This is a genomic window from Leifsonia sp. EB34 (assembly GCF_041260585.1).
Classification (GTDB): Bacteria; Actinomycetota; Actinomycetes; order Actinomycetales; family Microbacteriaceae; genus Leifsonia.
This window is the reverse complement of the sequence record NZ_JBGCCV010000002.1, coordinates 669,874-688,421: the sequence shown is the minus strand read 5'-3', so window position 1 is coordinate 688,421 and position 18,548 is coordinate 669,874. Positions and strand designations below refer to the sequence as shown.

The 18,548-nt window shown below is 71.1% G+C and carries 18 protein-coding genes; 7 read left to right on the top strand and 11 right to left on the bottom strand.

Annotated features, from left to right (window positions below; translation table 11 throughout):
* Positions 1–24: 24 nt before the first annotated feature.
* The 6 genes from ABIA36_RS12780 to ABIA36_RS12755 form a co-directional block, all read right to left on the bottom strand.
* Positions 25–1,950: a cellulase family glycosylhydrolase gene (locus ABIA36_RS12780; protein WP_369962791.1), complete on the bottom strand. Its 1,926-nt coding sequence runs from the start codon at positions 1,948–1,950 to the stop codon at positions 25–27.
* Between the two features lie 44 nt (positions 1,951–1,994).
* Entirely contained in the window at positions 1,995–2,834 is an 840-nt protein-coding gene (locus ABIA36_RS12775; protein WP_369962790.1) for a carbohydrate ABC transporter permease, read from the bottom strand.
* Entirely contained in the window at positions 2,827–3,810 is a 984-nt protein-coding gene (locus ABIA36_RS12770) for a carbohydrate ABC transporter permease (protein WP_369962789.1), read from the bottom strand. Before ABIA36_RS12770 ends, ABIA36_RS12775 begins: the two co-directional genes overlap by 8 nt.
* 94 nt (positions 3,811–3,904) lie before the next feature.
* Positions 3,905–5,209, bottom strand: a complete 1,305-nt coding sequence (locus tag ABIA36_RS12765) for a sugar ABC transporter substrate-binding protein (protein ID WP_369962786.1) — start codon at positions 5,207–5,209, stop codon at positions 3,905–3,907.
* Positions 5,210–5,357: 148 nt separating this feature from the next.
* Positions 5,358–6,377: a LacI family DNA-binding transcriptional regulator gene (locus ABIA36_RS12760; RefSeq protein WP_369962785.1), complete on the bottom strand. Its 1,020-nt coding sequence runs from the start codon at positions 6,375–6,377 to the stop codon at positions 5,358–5,360.
* 167 nt (positions 6,378–6,544) lie between these two features.
* Positions 6,545–8,155, bottom strand: a complete 1,611-nt coding sequence (locus ABIA36_RS12755; protein WP_369962783.1) for a PucR family transcriptional regulator — start codon at positions 8,153–8,155, stop codon at positions 6,545–6,547.
* Between the two features lie 90 nt (positions 8,156–8,245).
* On the opposite strand from ABIA36_RS12755, the gene ABIA36_RS12750 reads away from it, so the two are divergent.
* The 5 genes from ABIA36_RS12750 to ABIA36_RS12730 all read left to right on the top strand — a co-directional run bounded on the left by ABIA36_RS12750 (position 8,246) and on the right by ABIA36_RS12730 (position 13,814).
* Positions 8,246–9,730 (top strand): CoA-acylating methylmalonate-semialdehyde dehydrogenase, encoded by a 1,485-nt coding sequence (locus tag ABIA36_RS12750; protein ID WP_369962782.1) that lies wholly within the window; start codon positions 8,246–8,248, stop codon positions 9,728–9,730.
* A 25-nt stretch (positions 9,731–9,755) separates the two neighbouring features.
* Positions 9,756–11,168, top strand: a complete 1,413-nt coding sequence (locus tag ABIA36_RS12745; RefSeq protein ID WP_369962781.1) for an aspartate aminotransferase family protein — start codon at positions 9,756–9,758, stop codon at positions 11,166–11,168.
* Between the two features lie 127 nt (positions 11,169–11,295).
* Complete coding sequence (locus tag ABIA36_RS12740; RefSeq protein ID WP_369962780.1) at positions 11,296–12,396, top strand: NYN domain-containing protein; 1,101 nt, start codon at positions 11,296–11,298, stop codon at positions 12,394–12,396.
* Entirely contained in the window at positions 12,393–12,827 is a 435-nt protein-coding gene (locus tag ABIA36_RS12735; RefSeq protein WP_369962778.1) for a hypothetical protein, read from the top strand. Before ABIA36_RS12740 ends, ABIA36_RS12735 begins: the two co-directional genes overlap by 4 nt.
* Positions 12,828–12,878: 51 nt before the next feature.
* Positions 12,879–13,814, top strand: a complete 936-nt coding sequence (locus ABIA36_RS12730; RefSeq protein ID WP_369962777.1) for a zinc-binding alcohol dehydrogenase family protein — start codon at positions 12,879–12,881, stop codon at positions 13,812–13,814.
* Between the two features lie 75 nt (positions 13,815–13,889).
* Here ABIA36_RS12730 and ABIA36_RS12725 read toward each other — a convergent pair whose 3' ends face one another.
* From ABIA36_RS12725 to ABIA36_RS12710, 4 genes are all read right to left on the bottom strand, one after another.
* Positions 13,890–15,275: a glutamate decarboxylase gene (locus ABIA36_RS12725; protein ID WP_369962776.1), complete on the bottom strand. Its 1,386-nt coding sequence runs from the start codon at positions 15,273–15,275 to the stop codon at positions 13,890–13,892.
* Between the two features lie 139 nt (positions 15,276–15,414).
* Entirely contained in the window at positions 15,415–15,660 is a 246-nt protein-coding gene (locus tag ABIA36_RS12720; RefSeq protein WP_369962774.1) for a hypothetical protein, read from the bottom strand.
* An 89-nt stretch (positions 15,661–15,749) separates the two neighbouring features.
* Entirely contained in the window at positions 15,750–16,073 is a 324-nt protein-coding gene (locus ABIA36_RS12715) for a hypothetical protein (RefSeq protein WP_369962773.1), read from the bottom strand.
* A gap of 1 nt (position 16,074) precedes the next feature.
* Positions 16,075–16,440 carry a hypothetical protein gene (locus ABIA36_RS12710; protein WP_369962772.1) on the bottom strand — a complete coding sequence of 122 codons (366 nt, stop codon included), beginning with the start codon at positions 16,438–16,440 and terminating at the stop codon, positions 16,075–16,077.
* Positions 16,441–16,534: 94 nt separating this feature from the next.
* Between ABIA36_RS12710 and ABIA36_RS12705 the strand changes: the two genes are divergently transcribed.
* A complete protein-coding gene (locus tag ABIA36_RS12705) occupies positions 16,535–16,780 on the top strand; it encodes a hypothetical protein (protein ID WP_369962771.1) in 246 nt (81 codons plus the stop codon).
* 66 nt (positions 16,781–16,846) lie between these two features.
* The gene (locus tag ABIA36_RS12700; protein ID WP_369962769.1) at positions 16,847–18,259 is read left to right on the top strand and encodes an MFS transporter; all 1,413 of its coding nucleotides are present in this window, start codon (positions 16,847–16,849) and stop codon (positions 18,257–18,259) included.
* A gap of 10 nt (positions 18,260–18,269) precedes the next feature.
* Here the strand turns inward: ABIA36_RS12700 and ABIA36_RS12695 are convergent, their stop codons facing one another.
* Positions 18,270–18,533 (bottom strand): hypothetical protein, encoded by a 264-nt coding sequence (locus ABIA36_RS12695; protein WP_369962767.1) that lies wholly within the window; start codon positions 18,531–18,533, stop codon positions 18,270–18,272.
* Positions 18,534–18,548 lie beyond the last annotated feature (15 nt).

Below are 18,548 nucleotides of genomic sequence, written 5' to 3'. Positions count from 1 at the left end.
CCACCCGCCGAAGGGCAGGGCGGATCAGTCCAGCACGACCTCCCGTACCGCCACCCCGTACGGGTCGAGCGCGATCTCGGCCGCCGCCTCGCCATCCAGCGTCCGCAACTCCCCCGCCACCTCCGGCCGCACCGTGACCGGCGTCGCGTGCTGCGACACGAACACCGCGAAGCGCCGCCCGTCGTCGTGCACCAGCGTGTCCACGAACACCCGCGGGTCGTCGAGCCGCACGTCGCGCTCCACGTCCGCCACCGCGGCCAGCGCCTCGTACAGCCGCCAGGTCTCGTCCGGGTTGCTGCGCGCCCGCGCGGACGCGAAGTACTCCAGCGGGTAGGTCGTCAGCACCGCGCGCCCCGCGCCGTGCTCCTTCACGACGATCGCCGGACGGTCGTGCGCGTCCACCGCGACGACGGTCCCGGAGGTCGCCCGCACCGGCAGGTACGTGCGGCCGTTCTGGTTGCCGGCCGCGGGGAAGGTCAGCACCGTCCCTGCGGTCAGCGACCCGAAGTCCTGCACGAACCGGATCGTCGCCGCCTCGTCGGTCACCGGCTCCGCGAGCCCGTACGCGCTCTCCATCCGCACGCCGAAGAGCGCCTCCGTGTTCGTCCACCACGGCCCGCGCTGCACGCCGCTGTCGCCGTGCGAGTACGACGCGTACACGGTCGCGCCGTCCCGGGCCAGCTCCTCGAGCTGCAGCCAGGAGGTCGCGCAGAGCTGTTTGACCGACGGCAGCAGGTAGAGGCCGTAGCCGACCGGGAGGCCGCCGTCCTCCCGCTCGCGGACCACCGCCACGGGGATGTGCGCGCCGTGCGCCGCGACGTACGCCTGCTCGCCGGTCGCCACGATGTGCGCCCGCTCGGCCTCGTTCGTGAACGGGTAGTCGGCCTCCAGGTGCGACGGCACGACGATGGCGGCGTCGACCGGCGTGCGCTTCGTGTTCGGGAGGTCGATGGCGGCGAGGTCGGCGGCGAACCGCGCCAGCTCGCGCAGCGGCGGCTTGGGCGCGCCGTGCCGGTCGGTGATGCCGAAGTGCATCTCGAACGGGTGGTGGGAGTACGGCCGCTGGTCGGCGAGGTCGTCGTAGTCGGTGTTGTTCCAGGCGATCCAGCCGGTGGCTCCGGCGAGCAGCGTCGTGTAGAGCAGCTGCCGGTAGTACGACGCGGCGCCCTCGTCGGAGACGAAATCGCTGGTGAGGCCGAACTCCTCCATGATGACGGGGAGGCCGACGCCGGAGAGCTCGGCGATGTACGCCGCCTTGAGGTGCTGGCGGGTCTGGTCGGTCTCCATCCGGTAGACGTGCGGCCCGACGAAGTCGGTGAAGCGGGCGAGGTCCCGCACAGAGAAGCCGTTGTCGTGCCCGGTCGTCTCGATGCCCCAGGCCCCGTCTCCGACCGCGACCGGCTGCGTGCCGCCGCCCGCGCGCACGGCGTTCACCAGCAGGGAGGCCCAGGCGTCCACGACCGGCCGCGGCGCCTCCCCGCCATAGATCGGCATCTCGTTGGTCAGCAGCCAGCCGGCGACAGCCGGATGCGCGGCGAACCGCGCGGTGAGCTCCCGCACGTACCAGGCCTGCCGCCCGACGAACCAGACGTCGCTGTAGAGGTCGCGCCCCTGCCGCCAGGCCGGATCCCAGTTCTCGCCCGACATGTGTCCGACGAGGAAGGTCGGCACGGTCGACATCCCGGTCTCGGTGTGGGCGTCCAGGAAGTCGGCGAAGTTGGCGAGGCACTCCTCGTCCAGCGTGTCCGGGGTCGGGTGGAAGTCCGGCCAGTAGAAGAACGACCGGGTCATGTTCAGGCCGTGGTCGGCCAGCACGCGCAGCTCCTCGCGGATGACCGCGGGGTCGTAGCGCTTCCACATGAGCGGGCCGCCGGTGCGCGACCAGAAGTTCGCGCCGAGCCAGACCACAGGGGCGTCGTCGACGTGCAAGACCGGAGAGGGGCGATCCATGGTGCCTTTCGGAGGGTAGTGCGGAAGGGGTCGGCGGCTGCTGGTCACTTGACGGCGCCGGCCGTCAGCCCGGCGACGAAGTTGCGCTGCAGCAGCAGGAACGCGACGACGATCGGGAGGGACACGACCAGGGACGCCGCCATGATCTGGTTCCAGTACACGTTCGTCTGCGTCGAGTAGAGCTGCAGGCCGACGGCGAGCGTCCTGTTCTCGTCGGTCGTCATGACGGACGCGAACAGCACCTCTCCCCAACTGGTCATGAACGAGTAGATCGCGACCGCGATCAGGCCCGGACGGGCCGCGGGGAGCACGACGTGCCAGAGCGCACCCATCGGGCCCGACCCGTCCACCTTCGCCGCCTCGTCGAGGTCGCGCGGGATGCCGTCGAAGTACCCGGCGAGCATCCAGATGGAGAACGGCAGCACGAACGTGAAGTACGTGATGATGAGGCCCCAGCGGGTGCCGACGAGCTGGATGCCGGTCGCCTGGTTGATGTTCACGAAGATGAGGAACAGCGGCAGCAGGAACAGCACGCCGGGGAACATCTGCGTCGACAGCACCGTGGTGGTGAAGACGTTGCGGCCCTTGAACCGGTACCGCGACACCGCGTAGGCGGCGAAGACGGCGATCACCAGGGAGATCAGCGTCGCGGCGCTCGAGACGATCAGGCTGTTCACGAAGTACGACGCCAGCGGCACGGTCGTCCACATGTCGATGAACGGCTGGAACGTGATGTTCTGCGGCCACCAGGTGAACGCGGCCTGCACCTCCGAGAGCGGCTTGATCGACGACGTGACCATGACGTACAGCGGGACGACCGTGAAGATCGTCAGGAAGACGACGACGACCCAACGGAAGACGTGGGATGAGCGGGTCTCACGCATTGCGGTTCCTCCGGTTTCCGATGAGCAGGTAGGCGCCGGTGACGACCAGCAGGAACAGCAGCAGGAGGACGCTCATCGCGGCTCCCGAGCCGAAGTTCCAGGTCAGGAACGACGCGTTGTAGATGTGGAAGGAGATCAGGTCTCCCCCGGCCGGTTGGGCGGTGCTGCCGAACAGCACGAACGGCGTGTTGAAGTCGTTGAACGTCCACAGGAACATCACCAGCAGCAGCACCGAGTTGACGGGGCGCAGCATGGGGAGGGTGATCGACCGCCACTGCCGGAAGGGCTTGGCGCCGTCCACGGCCGACGCCTCGTAGACCTCGGCGGGGATCGACTGGAGCCCGGCCATCAGCATCAGGAAGGCGAACGGCCACAGCCGCCAGATCGCGACGATGACGATCGACCAGAACGCGTTGCCGCCGATCAGCCAGAACGGCTTGTCGCCGGGGAGGCCGAGGTTGTCGAACAGGAAGTGGTTGACCGCTCCCGTGTCCTTCTGGAACATGAACTTCCACGTGATGATGCCCGCGTAGAGCGGCAGCGCGTAGGGCACGAGGAAGAGCGTGCGGAACAGCGCCCGCCCGCGGAACCGGCCCTGCAGGGCGACCGCGGCGGCCATCCCGAGCGCCCAGGAGAGCCCGACGACGAGGATGGTGAAGCCGCAGGTCACCAGGAACGACGAGAGCAGACCGGCTCCGACGGACCCGTTGAAGTCGACGGCGACGGCGTAGTTCTTCAGCCCGACGAAGGGCGCCTCGCCCCAGTTGGCGATGTAGAACTTGGTGAGCTGGAGGAAGCTGATCCAGATTCCCGTGAGCATGGGAACGACGTGGATGAACAGCTCGAAGATGATGGCCGGAGCCAGCAGGATGAACGGCAGCCACCACCCTTTGGGGCGGCGGCGCTTCTCCTTGGGCGGTGGTGCGTCGGCCGGCACGGTGAGTGACGGTCCGCGGACGTCTGTCGTCGTCGACATGGGTCTCCTTGAGGGTGTGGCTGTGTCCGCCGGGCGGACGCCCGGCCGCAGGTTCGCGGCCCGGCGCCCGCCCGGCAGAGCGGATCGTGCTGGGTCAGCCGCCCAGCGACTGCTTGACCTGGTCCTGCGCGTTGGACAGGGCCGCCTTGATGTCGGCGTCGGAGACCGTGCCGCCGGTGGCGATCTTGGCGAACATGTTGTTCATCGCCTTGCCGACGGTGTTCTCGAACTGGTCCTCGGCCGGCACCAGGGGCAGCGGCTTCGTCATGGTGTTGTAGATCTTCGTGAACGTCGCGGCCTCGTCGGGGTTGTCGGTGAAGGTCGCCTTGGCGCCGTTCAGGACGGGGAGGCTCGCGTACGGCTTGCCCAGCCGGGCCTGCACGTCCTTGCTCGTCATGTACTGGACGAACTGGAGCGCGGCGTCCTTGTTCTTGGTGTTCTTGAAGATCGACAGGTTGATGCCGGCGACGAAGCTGGCGATCTTCTTGCCCGTCTCGGGAGCCGGGAAGGGCACCACGCCGTACTGGTCGTTCTTCATGCCGTTGGCGACGATGGAGGCGTCGGCGTTGTTCTGGCTGAGGATCATCGCGACCTTGCCGGTGGCGAAGTCGTTCACCGCCTGCACGCCGTTGTCGTACTGGGCGTTGGAGGTGGCGACGACCTTGTCGGTCTGCATCAGGTCGAGGTAGCGCTTGATGCCGTCGACATTCGCCTGGCTGGTGAACGTCGGGTTGCCCTTGCTGTCGAACCAGGACCCGCCGTTCTGCGCGGAGTTGATGAACGCGAAGTGCACGTTCTCGGTGTAGCTGCCCGCGGCGAGCGAGAAGGCGTACTGCGAGCCGGTGGTCAGCTTCTTCGCGTCGGCGACCAGGTCCTCCCAGGTCGCGGGCGGGGTGAGCCCGGCGTCGGTGAACATCTTCTTGTTGTAGTACAGGCCGTACGCGAGGCCGTAGAGCGGGACGCTCGTCACCGGCTTGCCCGGCGCGCCGCCGGTCTCGAGCGCGGTCTTCACGAACTTGTCGCTGCCGCCGATGGCCTTCATCTCGCTGTCGCCGAACGGCATGAACGCGCCGGTCGCCTGCAGGGAGGCGGCCCAGGTGTTGCCGATGTTCAGCACGTCGGGGCCCTGCCCGGACGTCACGGCGGTCTGGATGCGCGTCTGCAGGTCGTTCCAGCCGATGACCTCGAGCTTGACCTTCACCCCGGTCTTCTTGGTGAAGTCGTCCAGCACCGGCGTCAGGACCTGCTTGTCGTTGTCGAGGCTGGTCCCCTGGTTGCTCGCCCAGTAGGTGATGGTCGACCCGCTGGCCGACGATGTCGAGCCGCTGCTGCTGCAGCCCGCGGCCACGAGCGAGATCGTGGCCGCCAGCGCGGCGGCGGCGATAACGCGTTTCCTCATTGTGACTCCTTCGTCTCTTGATGGGCGCCGCCGCTCCCGTCCCCGGGGAACGCGCGTGACGCCAGGGCGACTATAACTGAACCGGTTCAGTTTATCCAGCGTTGACACCTCGGGTTTCGAGGGTATACAGCGTTGTCTGCGAAACCCGTCAGCGGCCGGCGCGGACGCTGGTGGAGCGCACGATGAGCTCCGAGGCGCGCGCGGTGCGGGTGAGGGTCTCGACCCCGGCGAGCTCATCGAGCAGCATCCGGGTGGCGCGCCTGCCCTGCTCCTCCGGGAAGCGCGCGAGCGCCGTCAGCGGCCGCGAGCCGATCCGGCACACCAGCGAGTCGTCCCAGCTCGCGAGCGCCACGTCGTCGCGGCCGGCGCGGGCGAGCGCCGTCTGGGCGCCGAGGGCGAGCAGGTCGTTGGAGGTGACCATCGCGGTCAGCGAACGGTCGTCCGCGTGGGCGGCCGCGATCCGCTCGCCGGCCTCCATCGAGTAGTCGGAGGGTTCGGACGTCGCCTGCATCCCGCGCTCGGCCGCGAACCGCGCGATGGCCCTGGCCCGCTCGCGCTCGTGCTCGAACTCGGCCGGCCCCTGCAGATGCAGGATGCGGCGGTGCCCCAGGGCGTACAGGTGGTCGATCAGGATGCGCGCGTCGCCCGCGGCGTCGTAGAGCAGCACCCGGCCGGGGTGGGCCTCCTCGTCTCTGCCGCTGCCGTGCAGCACGAACGCCAGCCCGAGCTCATCCAGGAGGGCGGGGCGCGGGTCGCCGACCGTGATGTCGAAGAGCATCACGCCGTCCACCCGCTGCTCGGCGCTCCACCGGCGGTAGGCCGCGAGGTCCTGGCCGTCGGAGCTGCCGACCATCCGCAGCAGGAGCGACTGCCCGCCCTCGGCGAGCTCGGCCTCCACCCCGGCCAGCAGGCTCATGTAGTACGGCTCGGTGCCCAGCAGCCCGGGATCGCGGCGCAGCACGATCCCGATCGCGTCGGACCGGGAGCGCGAGAGCGCGCGGGCGCTCGAGCTCGGATGCCAGCCCAGCGAGTCGGCGAGGTCGAGCACGCGTCGCCGGGTCTCGTCGCTCACACCGGGCTGACCGTTGAGCGCGTACGACACCGACGCCTTGGACAGGCCCAGCCGGTCGGCGAGGCCGCCGATCGTCACCCGGGTCGCTGACACCACGTCGTGCTCCTCTCGCGGCGACCGCTCCGCGCGGTCGATCGGGGCCAGAGTACCGCGAACTGAAGCGGTTCAGCCCGCTTGTCTTCTGCGACTGCTCGTACATCCGGGCGCCGGGCGGCGCCCCCTGACCAGGAAAGATCGTACGGCAGGTGCGGGCGCGGCGACGCTCAGTTCCGGATCCGCCGCGCCAGCACCGCCGCGTGCAGCGCGCCGATGGTCTCGCCGTCGTCCAGGTCCAGCCCGAGCAAGTCCTCGATGAGGGCGATCCGCTGGTAGAACACCGACCGGGAGAGGTGGCTCGCGGCGGCGGCCCTCGTCCGGTTGCCCGGATGGCTGAGGTACGCGCGCAGCACCTCGATCAGGTCGCCGTCGTTGGCGAGGTCGTACTCGATCAGCGGGCGCAGCATCCGCTCGGCGTACTCCTGCAGCCGCGGGTCGTCGCCGAACGCCGTGACCAGGCGCAGCAGTGGACGGCTCTCCGCGCGTTGCACCACGGCGTGCCGGCCTCGGCCACCGCCGCCGCGGCCGGTGAGCTCGACGGCCTCCTCGACCGACGACAGCAGCCCGGGGATGCCGTGGGCGTCCGAGCCGACCCCGACGACCGCGGCGTCCCCGCCGGCCAGCGCGTCGGCGACCGCGTCCGCGCCGGGGCGGCCCGACCGGGACGACACGGCCACCACGAGGAGCCCTGGCACCGTGGGATGCGGCGCCGCGATGGCGTCCGCCCCCGCGCCGCGCGCAGCCTCCAGCGCGCGAGCCGAAGCCCCGGCCTCCACCAGGCCAGAGCGGGTGCGCACGGCGACCCCGGCGAGCACCCGCTCGGCGACCGGGAACCCGGAGGCCTCGAAGCGTGCGGCCATGCCGCCGTCGCCCGCGAAGCGCCGGCCCAGCAGCGCCCCCAGCAGGGCGTCGTGGCTGCGCCGCGTCCACTCCTCCTCGTCGCGGTCGGCGAGGCGGCTGAGCGCCAGCGCGACGGCGGCCTGCTCCAGCACGCTCGACCGGCCGGCGGGATGCGGCTCGCCCGGGAGCGCGATCAGGTGGCCCCAACGCATCCCGCGCGCCTCCACGGGTGTCAGCGTCCAGCCCGGCTCCCCTGCACCCCGGTGCACGGCCCGCGAGCGCTGCTCCCAGCGCTCCAGCTCGGCCTCCCCGTCGCCGACGTTCTCGGCGACGAGCACCTGGTGGCCGGTGTCCTCCAGCACCACCGGGCAGCCCAGCACGCGCGCCGCCTGCGCGACGATGAAGTCGGCGGGGCTGCCGCGCAGGCTGAGCCCCGTGAACAGCGCGTGGATCTCGTCCCTGGCCCGCAGCGCGACGGACTGGTCGTCGATGATCCGCGCGTGCACCGCCTCGGTGATCGCGACGAAGCGCGCCTCCCGGTGCAGGACTACGAAGGGCAGCCCGGCGGCCCGGAACTCCTCCACGAGCGGCGCCGGCGCCTCGGGCCTGCGCTCCCCCAGTTCGAGCACGAGGCCGGCGATCCCGGCCGCCGCGAGGTCGCGGCCGAGCGTCCGCAGCGCGCGGGCGTCGCGCGGCCAGCCGAGCCCCGTCGCCAGCAGCAGCTCGCCGCCGGAGACCAGCCGGGCCACGTCCGCCGTCTCGGCGACGTGCACCCAGCGCACCCGGGTGTCGAGCGCGTCCTCACCGGCGAGGACCTCCGGCAGCGCGTCGGCCACCTGGTCCATCCGCAGCACCTCGCGGACGGTCGGCAGGAGCATCCGCTCCGCCCCCGGACGAACTGTCTCGTCGTTCTCGAACGTCCGACGGTCTGGCCTCATCGGTCGGTGCTCCGCTCTGTGATCATGGGAATTGCAAGCCTACTTCCCCGCCGGGCATTCCGTCCGGCGCCGCACCACCAGGAGGATCCCGTGGCCCTCATCCGCCACTTCGTGAACGGCCAGGAGTCCGGCGACCCGGCCCGCCTCGGCCCCGTCTTCGACCCGGCCACCGGCGTGCGGCAGCACGATGTCGTACTCGCCAGCGCCGCAGAGACCGAGGCCGCCATCGCCGCGGCGAAGGCCGCCCTCCCGGGCTGGCGCGCCACGAGCCTGACCAAGCGCGCCGACGTGATGTTCCGGCTCCGCCACCTCCTCACCGAGCGCCGCTCCGAGCTCGCCGCGATCGTGACGAGCGAGCACGGCAAGGTGCTCTCCGACGCCGCGGGCGAGATCGCGCGCGGGCTCGAGAACGTCGAGTTCGCGTCGGGCCTGATCGACAAGCTCAAGGGCGAGTACAGCGAGCAGGTCTCCACCGGCGTCGACGTGCACAGCGTCAAGCAGCCGGTCGGCGTCGTCGCGTGCATCACCCCGTTCAACTTCCCGGTGATGGTGCCGCTCTGGATGGTCGCGAGCGCCATCGCCTGCGGCAACACCGTCGTGCTGAAGCCGAGCGAGAAGGACCCGTCCGCGTCGGTCTTCCTGGCCAAGCTGTTCGCCGAGGCGGGCCTGCCGGCCGGCGTGCTCAACGTCGTCCACGGCGACAAGGAGGCGGTCGACACCTTGCTCGACTCCCCCGACGTCGCCGCCGTCTCCTTCGTCGGCTCGACGCCGATCGCGCGGTCGATCTACCAGCGCGCCGCCGCCAACGGCAAGCGCGTCCAGGCGCTCGGCGGGGCGAAGAACCACATGGTGGTCCTGGAGGACGCCGACATCGAGGCCGCCGCCGACGCCGCCGTCTCCGCCGCGTACGGCTCGGCCGGCGAGCGCTGCATGGCGGTCAGTGTGCTGGTCGCGGTGGGCGAGGCGGGCGACCGGCTCGTCCCGGCCATCCAGCGCCGGCTCGGCTCGCTCGCGATCGGCCCGGGCACCGACCCGGCCAGCGAGATGGGCCCGCTCATCACCCGCGAGCACCGCGACAAGGTCGCCTCCTACGTGGCGAAGGCCGCGAGCGAGGGCGCGACGGTCGTCGTGGACGGCACCGCCCAGGAGTTCGACACCGACGGCTTCTTCGTCGGCGTCAGCCTGGTCGACCACGTGAAGCCGGGCACCGCGGTCTACGACGACGAGATCTTCGGACCGGTGCTCTCGGTCGTCCGCGTCGACACCTTCGACGAGGCCGTCGCGCTCATCAACGCCAACCCGTACGGCAACGGCGTGGCGCTGTTCACCCGCGACGGCGGCGCGGCCCGCCAGTTCGAGTTCGACGTGGAGGTCGGCATGGTCGGCATCAACGTCCCGATCCCCGTCCCGATCGGCGCGTACTCGTTCGGCGGCTGGAAGAACTCGCTGTTCGGCGACTCGCACATCTACGGCCCGGAGTCGTTCCACTTCTACACGCGCAGCAAGGTCGTCACGACGCGCTGGCCCGATCCGGTGCACTCGAAGATCGAGCTCGCGTTCCCCGGAAACTCCTGAAGCCCTCCCGAAAGGAGTCACCTCCATGACCGACACCATCGGCACCGCCGCCCGCACGGGCTTCACCGACCGCCGCGGCGTCTCGCACTCCTTCGGGGACGCGGACGCCGAGACCCAGGTGCGCAGCGACGACCGCAGCCACGTCTTCCACTCCTGGAGCGCGCAGGCTCAGATCGACCCGCTGCCGGTCGCCGCGGGCGAGGGCTCGACGTTCTGGGACTACCAGGGCAACGCGTACCTCGACTTCAGCTCGCAGCTCGTGAATCTGAACCTCGGCCACCAGCATCCGGACCTCGTCGCCGCCATCCAGCAGCAGGCCGGCCGGCTCGCGACCATCCAGCCCTCGATGGCGAACGACGTGCGCGGCGAGCTCGCGCGCCGGATCGCCCGCGTCGCGCCCGGGACGCTGAACCGGGTGTTCTTCACCAACGGCGGCGCGGACGCCAACGAGTACGCCGTGCGGATGGCCCGCCGGGTGACCGGACGCCGCAAGGTGCTGTCGATGTACCGCTCGTACCACGGCGGCACGGCGACGGCGATCTCGCTGACCGGCGACCCGCGGCGCTGGGCGAACGAGCCGAGCGACCCGTCCGTCGCACACTTCTTCGGCCCGTACCTGTACCGCTCGGCGTTCCACTCCACCACCCCGGAGGAGGAGACCCAGCGCGCGCTGGAGCACCTGGAGAGCGTCATCGTGCTGGAGGGCGCCGCCACGGTCGCCGCGATCATCCTCGAGACGATCGTCGGCACCAACGGCGTGCTGATGCCGCCGCCCGGCTACCTCGCCGGCGTGCGCGCGCTCTGCGACAAGTACGGCATCGTCTACATCGCCGACGAGGTGATGGTCGGCTTCGGCCGGGTCGGCGAGTGGTTCGCGGTAGACGCGTTCGACGTCGTGCCCGACCTGATCACCTTCGCGAAGGGCGTCAACTCCGGGTATGTCCCGCTCGGCGGCGTGGTCATCTCGGACGCGATCGCTTCGTTCTTCGACGACGTGTCGTTCCAGGGCGGCCTCACGTACTCCGGCCACCCACTGGCCTGCGCGGCGGGCGTCGCGACGTTCGACGTGTTCGAGCGCGACGGCATCCTGGAGCGCGTGCGCGACCTCGGCGAGCGCGTCGTGCAGCCGGAGATCACCGCCTGGCTCGAACGGCACCCGTCGCTCGGCGAGGTCCGCGGCCGCGGCCTGTTCTGGGCGTTGGAACTGGTGCGCGACCGGGAGACGCGCGAGCCGCTGGTGCCGTTCAACGCCTCCGGCGCCGACGCGGCCCCGATGGGCGAGGTCGCCGCGGCGTGCAAGGCGGCGGGCGTCTGGCCGTTCACCCACTTCAACCGCATCCACATCGCCCCGCCGCTGGTGATCGAGGAGGACGAGCTCCGCCGCGGCCTCGCCGCGATCGACGTCGCCCTCACGGTCGCCGACCGCTACACGCGCTGACGCCTGTTCCCGGCACCGGGCACGACACGCCGCTCAGCCCACCGGCGAGCGGCGTGTCGCGCCCCCTCTTGCCGCCCGGACGGAATGGGACCGGGCCGTCGAGCCCTCCCCGGGATATCGTGACAGCATGAGTGAACCTGGGGACGGCCGCGTCGCTGTCTATATCGACTTCGACAACATCGTCATCTCCCGTTACGACCAGGTGCACGGCCGCGGGTCGTTCATGCGCGACCGGCAGAAGTCGGGCACCCAGCCCAAGCCGGCCTTCGTGGCGAAGCTCGCGGAGGCGCGCGTCGACCTCGGCGCGGTCATCGACTTCGCGTCGTCGTTCGGCACCCTCGTGCTCACCCGCGCCTACGCCGACTGGTCCGCCGCGGTGAACGCCGAGTACCGCGGCCAGCTCGTCGGCCGCGCCGTCGACCTCGTGCAGCTCTTCCCCGCCGCTGCCTACGCGAAGAACGGCGCCGACATCCGCCTGGCCGTCGACGCGGTGGAGGACCTGTTCCGGCTCCCCGAGCTCACCCACGTGGTGATCGTGGCGGGCGACTCCGACTACATCCCGCTGGCCCAGCGCATCAAGCGCCTCGGCCGGTACGTGATCGGGATCGGCGTCGCCGGCTCGACCGCGCGCTCGCTGGCGGCGGCGTGCGACGAGTTCGTCAGCTACGACGACCTCCCGGGCATCGCCCGCGACGAGGCGGCCGAGACCGACGCCGCTGCGGCGGAGACCGTCGGTGCGACGGTCGGCGAGGAGACCGAGGCGGTTCCGGAGGCCGCGCCCGCCGCCTCCTCACGTCGCCGCTCCTCCCGCTCCACTGCGACCTCCACCGCTGCGGAAGCGGAGACCGACCAGCCCGAGGAGCCCGCGAAGCGCCCCGCCCGCAAGCGCAAGGCCGCCGAGCCCGAGCCGGAGGCCGAGGAGGAGACCGCCGAGGACCCGCAGGTCGTCGCCACCCGCCTCCTCGCCCGGGCGATGCAGCTCGGCCACGAGAAGGACGACACCGAGTGGCTGCACTCCTCGTCGGTGAAGAGCCAGATGAAACGCATGGACCCGTCCTTCAGCGAGAAGGCGCTCGGCTACCGGTCGTTCAGCGACTTCATCAAATCCCGCAACTACCTGGTCGAGCTGGACGACAGCTCCACCGCCCAGGTGCTGCGACTGGCCCCGGCCCGGTCGCGGCGCGTCCGGCACAGCGGCAAGGCCTCGGACACGGTCTCGGCGTCATGACCCCGGCAGAGGGTGGCACCGGGAACGCGGATCGTCCCGCCGTCGTCACCGCGGTCGCCGTCCTCTGCTGGCTGGTCGGGACGGTCGAGCTCATCCTCAGCGTGCTGCTGATCGTCCTCGCGGCGATCCGCGGCATCCTCCCCGCCGGCGAGACCGGGAACATCCTGGTCTCCACCATCGGCTACCTGATCGTCGCGATCGCGTACATCGCGGTCGGGTTCGGCGTCTTCCGCGGCGCGGACCTGGCGCGCGTGATCGTGCTGCTCGCGAGCGTGGTGCACCTCGGCGTCGGCCTGTACACGGCGCTCACCACGCAGCCGGTCGCCGGCATCCTCTCGATGGGGCTCGCGGTCGCGATCGCGCTGCCGCTGTGGGTCGGGCGCGGGGCATCCTGGTTCGGCCACGGTCGCACAGGAGCGCCCACGGCCTGAGCCCGCGCGATCCTGAGCGCCCACCCAGGCTCACCGCGTTGACTGGGCGGCATGGCACGAGTGTGGTTGGCAGAGCAGTGGGGTTCCCCCGACACGTGGACGTTCGCCGAGCGTGAGGTCCCGCGTCCCGGACCGGGCGAGGCGACCATCCGCGTGCGCGCCGCCGGCGTCAACCCGGCGGACTACAAGCACGTCGCCGCTCCCCGCCCGGGCCTCGAACTGCCGGTCCCGATCGGCTACGAGGCGGCGGGCGAGCTGGTGGAGCTCGGCCCGGGCACCGAGCTCGCCTCGGGCGGCGGCGCGCCGGGTGACGCGGTCGTCGCGTTCCGCATCCAAGGCGGGTACGCGACCGAGGTCACCGTGCCGGCGGCCGACGTCTTCGCCAAGCCGGCCGCGCTCTCCGACGAGGAGGCCGCCAACCTGCTGCTGGCCGGTGCGACGGCCGCGCAGATGCTCGACGTGACGCACGTGAGCGCCGGGGACACCATCCTCGTGCACGGCGCGTCCGGCGCGGTCGGCGTGAGCGTCCTGCAACAGGCCGCCGAGCTCGGCGCGCACGTCATCGGCACCGCGAGCGAGGGCAGCTTCGCCCGGGTGCGGCGCTTCGGCGGCATTCCCGTCGCCTACGGTCCCGGCCTCGCCGACCGGGTCCGGGAGGCCGCGCAGGGGCCGATCGCCGCCGCGCTCGACACGGTCGGCACCGACGAGGCGATCGACGTCTCCCTCGAGCTGGTGGAGGACCGCGACCGCATCGTCACCATCGTGGCCTCCGAACGTGCCGAGAAGGAGGGCTTCCACGCGATCTTCGGCGCGCAGCCCGAGAGCGCCGCCTTCCGCGACGCGGTCCGGCCGAAACTGCTGGCGCTCGCGGCGGAGGGTCGGCTTCAGGTCCCGATCGCGCGCACGTACCCGCTCGCGGAGGCTCAGGAGGCGCTGCGGTTCCTCGCCGAGGGGCACCCGGGAGGGAAGATCGCGCTGCTGCCGTGATGACGGGACCTTGGTCGCAGGCTCCCTCGGAGCTGGGGTCGCGGCATCGCTCCGCGCTGCTCCGAGCTCCACCGCTCAGTGGTGGAACGCCACCCGGTCCGGCCCCGGCATCGGGGCCTTCAGTTCGTCGAGCTCCTGCACGCTCGCCCGGATCGCGTCCACCAGGCCGCCCGCGAGGTCGCGGCTGAGCCCGTTGCGCACCACCGCGCGCTGAACCGTCACGTCGGTGAGCGCCTGCGGCATCGGGTAGGCGGGCACCAGCCAGCCGCGCGTCCGCAGCCGCATCGACAGATCGTAGAGCGTCCAGGGCGCGTCGTGGTCGGCCTTCAGCTGCCACGCCGCGACCGGGATGTCGCTGCCGTCCGTCCAGATGTCGAAGCGTCCGAGCCCCCGCACCTCGTCGGCCAGGTAGCGGGCGACGTCCCGGGAGGCGGTCTGCACGCGCTTGTAGCCGTCGAACCCGAGGCGCAGGAACTGGTAGTACTGCAGCAGCACCTGGGCGCCGGGGCGAGAGAAGTTGATCCCGAACGTGGGCATCGAGCCGCCGAGGTAGCTGACCTTGAAGATCAGCTCCTCCGGCAGCAGGTCGGCCTCCCGCCACACCACCCAACCGATGCCGGGATAGACGAGCCCGTACTTGTGCCCGGACGTGTTGATGGAGGCGACCCGCTCCAGCCGGAAGTCCCACACGATGTCGGGCTGGAGGAACGGCGCGACCATCGCCCCGGACGCGCCGTCGACGTGGATCGGGATGTCCAGCCCGGTCTTCTTCTGGATCGCGTCGAGCGCGTCGCTGATCGCCTGCACCGGCTCGTACATCCCGGTGTAGGTCACCCCCATGATCGCGACGACGCCGATGGTGTTCTCGTCCACGAACCCGTCGAGCCCCTCGCCGTCGAGCGTCGTGTGGTCGAGCGAGATGGGCACGAACCGCGGCTCCACCTCGAAGTAGTTGCAGAACTTCTCCCAGCACACCTGCACCGCGGCGCTCATCACGAGGTTGGGCTTCTCGGTGGACAGCCCGGCCGCGCGCCGCCGCTGCTGCCAGCGCCGCTTGAGCGCGAGACCGCCCAGCATGCACGCCTCCGAGGACCCGATGGTGGAGGTCCCGATCGACCGCTCCGGCTTCGGCGCGTTCCACAGCCCGGCGAGCATCCGCCAGCACCGCGTCTCGATGGCGGCGGTCTGCGGGTACTCGTCCTTGTCGACGATGTTCTTGTCGACCGCCTCCGAGTACAGCCGCCCGGCCTGGTCCTCCATCCAGGTGCCGACGAAGGTGGCGAGATTCAGCCGCGCGTTTCCGTCGAGCATGGCCTCGTCGTGCACCACCTGGAAAGCGGTCTCGGGCAGCGACTCCCCGTCCGGGAGCGTGAACCGCGCGAACTCGGTCGCCTCCCCCGGCCGCGAGAACACGGGATTCAGACCGACGGGCTCCTCGGGGGACTCGTAACCGTGGCGCATGGGGCGAGCCTATGCCCGAGGGGCGGGATGGCGCAGGGCCGCTCGTGTGCGGGTTCGCTCAGACTGGGTCGGTCAGGCGCCCGGCGCACACCTCCCCCTGACGCTCGCGGCCGCGCCGTAAGCGCTCCATCCCGGTCGCCTATTCGATCTGCATCTGCGTCCGCGCGGGCGGCGGGCAGATCAGGAACGCGTGACCGTGGTCGCGTTCGCTCCTGTGCTCGTCGATCCGGCTGCCGCACAGCGGGCACGTCGCAGCTTCCGTCCTCGGTGCCTCCTGGCCGTAGGGGCCCAGCGGAGGCGGACCGAGGACCGGGAGCAGCTTGGCGTCCAGCCATTCCGCCGCTCGCTCGGCACGAGTGCCGAGCCGGCCCTCCACCTTGTCCATGCTTCGATGGTAGGCCGGTCCACGCCCGGTGAGAGTGCCTCGCAGCGGGCGCCCAGGCGCCCCTGAGCGCTCGCCCCTCAGCGGGACCCTCAGTGCTCGGCCGCTCCCCCGCCCTCCACCGAGTCCTCCGGCATGATCACCATGCCGCCGGTGCGCTGGCTGGTCTGCAGCAGCGCCTCCATCCAGCGTTCGTTGAGCGCGGGCGGGCGGGAGCCGTTGAACACGAACGCCAGCGGGATCTCGCGGCTGATCCAGAGACTCATCCGGCCGCCGCCCTGCTCGACCGGGACCTCCCAGTTCAGCAGGAAGCTCTCGTGGCGGCGGAGCTTGGTGACCAGGGCGATCTTGACGTGCGAGAGTGTCCGGTCGTCGAACTCGTACTCGCGCCCGGCGCCGTAGACGAGTTTGCCCATCTCAGTCCGCCTGCTTCTTCGCGCGCGACTCGCGGTAGCTGCCCGCGGGGACTTCTTCGCGGATCTCCGCGCGGAGCGCGTCCTCCAGCATCAGGCCGGCATTGCCGTTGGCCTTCTCGGTGAGGATCGCGAGCCAGTCCCGGTTGAGCTCGGGGAGCGTGGGGTGCGTGAAGGCGAACTGGAGGCTGATGGACGGGTCGAGCCAGATCGAGCGCAGCGTCGGCTCGGTGCCGCCCGTGCGGTCGGCCCAGATGAGCAGGAATCCCTCGCGTCGCCGCAGCTTCGTGGCGATCACCGCCTGAAGATGTGCGAGCACCCGGTCGTCGAAGGTGAAGCCGTCGGCTCCGTCATAGATCAGCGTTCCCATGGTGTCCTCTCCGGCACGTCCACTCCGCATCACACTTTCGCCGTCCACCCGCGCGCCGTCAAGATGTCGCATCGGCGCGGCGTAACGTCTGCCTATGGACGCTCTCACGCGAACCATCAAAGCGGCACTTCTGTACGAGGACGGCCGCACCCTGGACAGTGTCGTGGTCGTGCCGCTGATCGGCGGGTGCCCACCGGGCGAGATCCGCGTCGCCACCCTCTTCGCCGGCGCCCTCGCCTACGACGTCTACGAACTGGACGACGACCAGGAGTTCTCGTCGATGCCCGCCTACCCGTACCGCTCGACGATCCCGCTCACCACGGCCGACCTCGCCGGCTGACGGGCCGCCGGGAACCGGAGGTCGTCCGGCACCGGCCGCCGCGCGCGCCCCGCGTAGGGTGGACGGGTGACCGACGCACCGCCCGACAACGCCCGCACGGGCTGGGCGGTGGCCTCCCTCAGCCTGGGCACTCTGCTCAACCCGCTGAACTCCTCGATGATCGCGGTGGCGCTGGTGCCGCTGCAGCGCGACTTCCAGGTGACCGTGACGACAGTGACCTGGGTCATCACCTCCTTCTACCTGGCCTCCGCCGCCGGGCAGCCGCTGATGGGACGGTTCGCCGACCGGTTCGGCCCGCGGCGGCTGTTCCTGTTCGGGATGCTCGTCGTCGTGCTGGCGTGCGCGCTCACCCCGTTCTCGTCGTCGTTCGCCGCCGTCTGCGCCGGCCGGGTCGCGCTCGCGGTGGGGACCGCGACGGCGTTCCCCTCGGCGATCGCGATGCTCCGGACGGTCTCGGCGCACACCCGCGTGGGGACGCCGCGGCTGCTCGGCCGCATCCAGATCGCCAACACGTCGGGCGCGGCGATCGGCCCGGTGCTGGGCGGCGCGCTGGTCACCTTCCTCGGCTGGCAGGCGATCTTCTGGGTCAACGTGCCGCTCGCGCTGCTCGCCTTCGTCGGCGTCCGGTTCTTCGCACCCCGGGACGCGCCGCGCGAGCGCGTGCCGCTGCGCCGGGTGGTGGCGGAGTCGGACGTGCCCGGCATCCTCCTCTTCATCACGACGCTGACCGCACTGCTGGTGTTCCTGCTGGACCTGCGGCCGCAGCCGCTCTGGTGGCTGCTGCCGGTCGTGCCGATCGCGGGTGCCCTGTTCGTCTGGCGGGAACTGCGCACAGCGCACCCCTTCCTCGACCTGCGGCTGCTCGGCGCGAACCACCGGCTGCTGATGGTCTACCTGTGCTTCGCGGTGTTCAACACGGTCTACTACTCGGCGTTCTTCGGCCTCCCGCAGTACCTCCAGGAGCACGGCGGCTACTCGGCGGGCGTAACCGGGCTGCTGATGTTCCCGCTGGCGGCGGTGACGATCGCGGTCACGCCCCTGGCCGCGCGTGCGATCGAGGGCGTGGGGCTGCGGCCGACGCTGCTCACCGGCGCCGCGGCGCTGATCGTCGGGGCGGTGCTGCTCGGCTTCGCGGCCGCGACCACGGCACCGTGGGTGGTGCTGCTGATCACCGCGGCCCTCGGTATCCCGTACTGCGTGGTGAGCATCGGGATGAATCAGGCGCTCTACGCCGCGGCCAGGCCGCAGGACGCGGGCGTGGCCGCGGGCATCTTCCAGACCTCGCGCTACGTCGGCGCGATCGTGGCGACGACGGTGCTCGGGCTGCTGTTCAGCACGGGGACGACCCCGGCGAGCTGGCTGGCGGCCGTGGGGGTGGCGAGCGCGCTGGCGGTCGTGCACCTGTGCCTGCTGGTGTTCGCGCGGCGGTCGCGGCCGGGAGGGGCGCCCGGGGGTGCCCCGGAGGCCGCGACCTCCTAGGCTCGGCTCATCACTGGGCGGGCAGCTCCTCGTCCTCCCCTCCTTCCTCGTGCTGCGCCTTCGGGTAGTTCCCGCTCCGCTGATGGGTGCTTCGCACGAGGGGCGGGGTGCTCTCGCGCTCGGAGCCGACGTAGACTCCGATGACCTCCGTGTCGGGGCCGAGGTGCCCCTCTCCTTCGGTGTACTGACCGTGTACGACGCGCTCTTCGGCCGTCTCGGGCTCGGCCTGGGTGTACCGGCCTTCGACCCCGTCGCGCTCCTTCGCTTCGACCATGACGATCGCCTCCTT

What these genes read in the sequence shown, in the direction of transcription:
- ABIA36_RS12765 (WP_369962786.1), bottom strand. Translation starts at nt 5,209, where the DNA reads ATGAGGAAACGCGTTATCGCCGCCGCCGCGCTGGCGGCCACGATCTCG.
- ABIA36_RS12735 (WP_369962778.1), top strand. Translation starts at nt 12,393, where the DNA reads ATGACCCCGGCAGAGGGTGGCACCGGGAACGCGGATCGTCCCGCCGTC.
- ABIA36_RS12705 (WP_369962771.1), top strand. Translation starts at nt 16,535, where the DNA reads ATGGACGCTCTCACGCGAACCATCAAAGCGGCACTTCTGTACGAGGAC.
- ABIA36_RS12775 (WP_369962790.1), bottom strand. Translation starts at nt 2,834, where the DNA reads ATGCGTGAGACCCGCTCATCCCACGTCTTCCGTTGGGTCGTCGTCGTC.
- ABIA36_RS12725 (WP_369962776.1), bottom strand. Translation starts at nt 15,275, where the DNA reads ATGCGCCACGGTTACGAGTCCCCCGAGGAGCCCGTCGGTCTGAATCCC.
- ABIA36_RS12710 (WP_369962772.1), bottom strand. Translation starts at nt 16,440, where the DNA reads ATGGGAACGCTGATCTATGACGGAGCCGACGGCTTCACCTTCGACGAC.
- ABIA36_RS12715 (WP_369962773.1), bottom strand. Translation starts at nt 16,073, where the DNA reads ATGGGCAAACTCGTCTACGGCGCCGGGCGCGAGTACGAGTTCGACGAC.
- ABIA36_RS12745 (WP_369962781.1), top strand. Translation starts at nt 9,756, where the DNA reads ATGACCGACACCATCGGCACCGCCGCCCGCACGGGCTTCACCGACCGC.
- ABIA36_RS12770 (WP_369962789.1), bottom strand. Translation starts at nt 3,810, where the DNA reads ATGTCGACGACGACAGACGTCCGCGGACCGTCACTCACCGTGCCGGCC.
- ABIA36_RS12720 (WP_369962774.1), bottom strand. Translation starts at nt 15,660, where the DNA reads ATGGACAAGGTGGAGGGCCGGCTCGGCACTCGTGCCGAGCGAGCGGCG.
- ABIA36_RS12740 (WP_369962780.1), top strand. Translation starts at nt 11,296, where the DNA reads ATGAGTGAACCTGGGGACGGCCGCGTCGCTGTCTATATCGACTTCGAC.
- ABIA36_RS12730 (WP_369962777.1), top strand. Translation starts at nt 12,879, where the DNA reads ATGGCACGAGTGTGGTTGGCAGAGCAGTGGGGTTCCCCCGACACGTGG.
- ABIA36_RS12755 (WP_369962783.1), bottom strand. Translation starts at nt 8,155, where the DNA reads ATGAGGCCAGACCGTCGGACGTTCGAGAACGACGAGACAGTTCGTCCG.
- ABIA36_RS12695 (WP_369962767.1), bottom strand. Translation starts at nt 18,533, where the DNA reads ATGGTCGAAGCGAAGGAGCGCGACGGGGTCGAAGGCCGGTACACCCAG.
- ABIA36_RS12780 (WP_369962791.1), bottom strand. Translation starts at nt 1,950, where the DNA reads ATGGATCGCCCCTCTCCGGTCTTGCACGTCGACGACGCCCCTGTGGTC.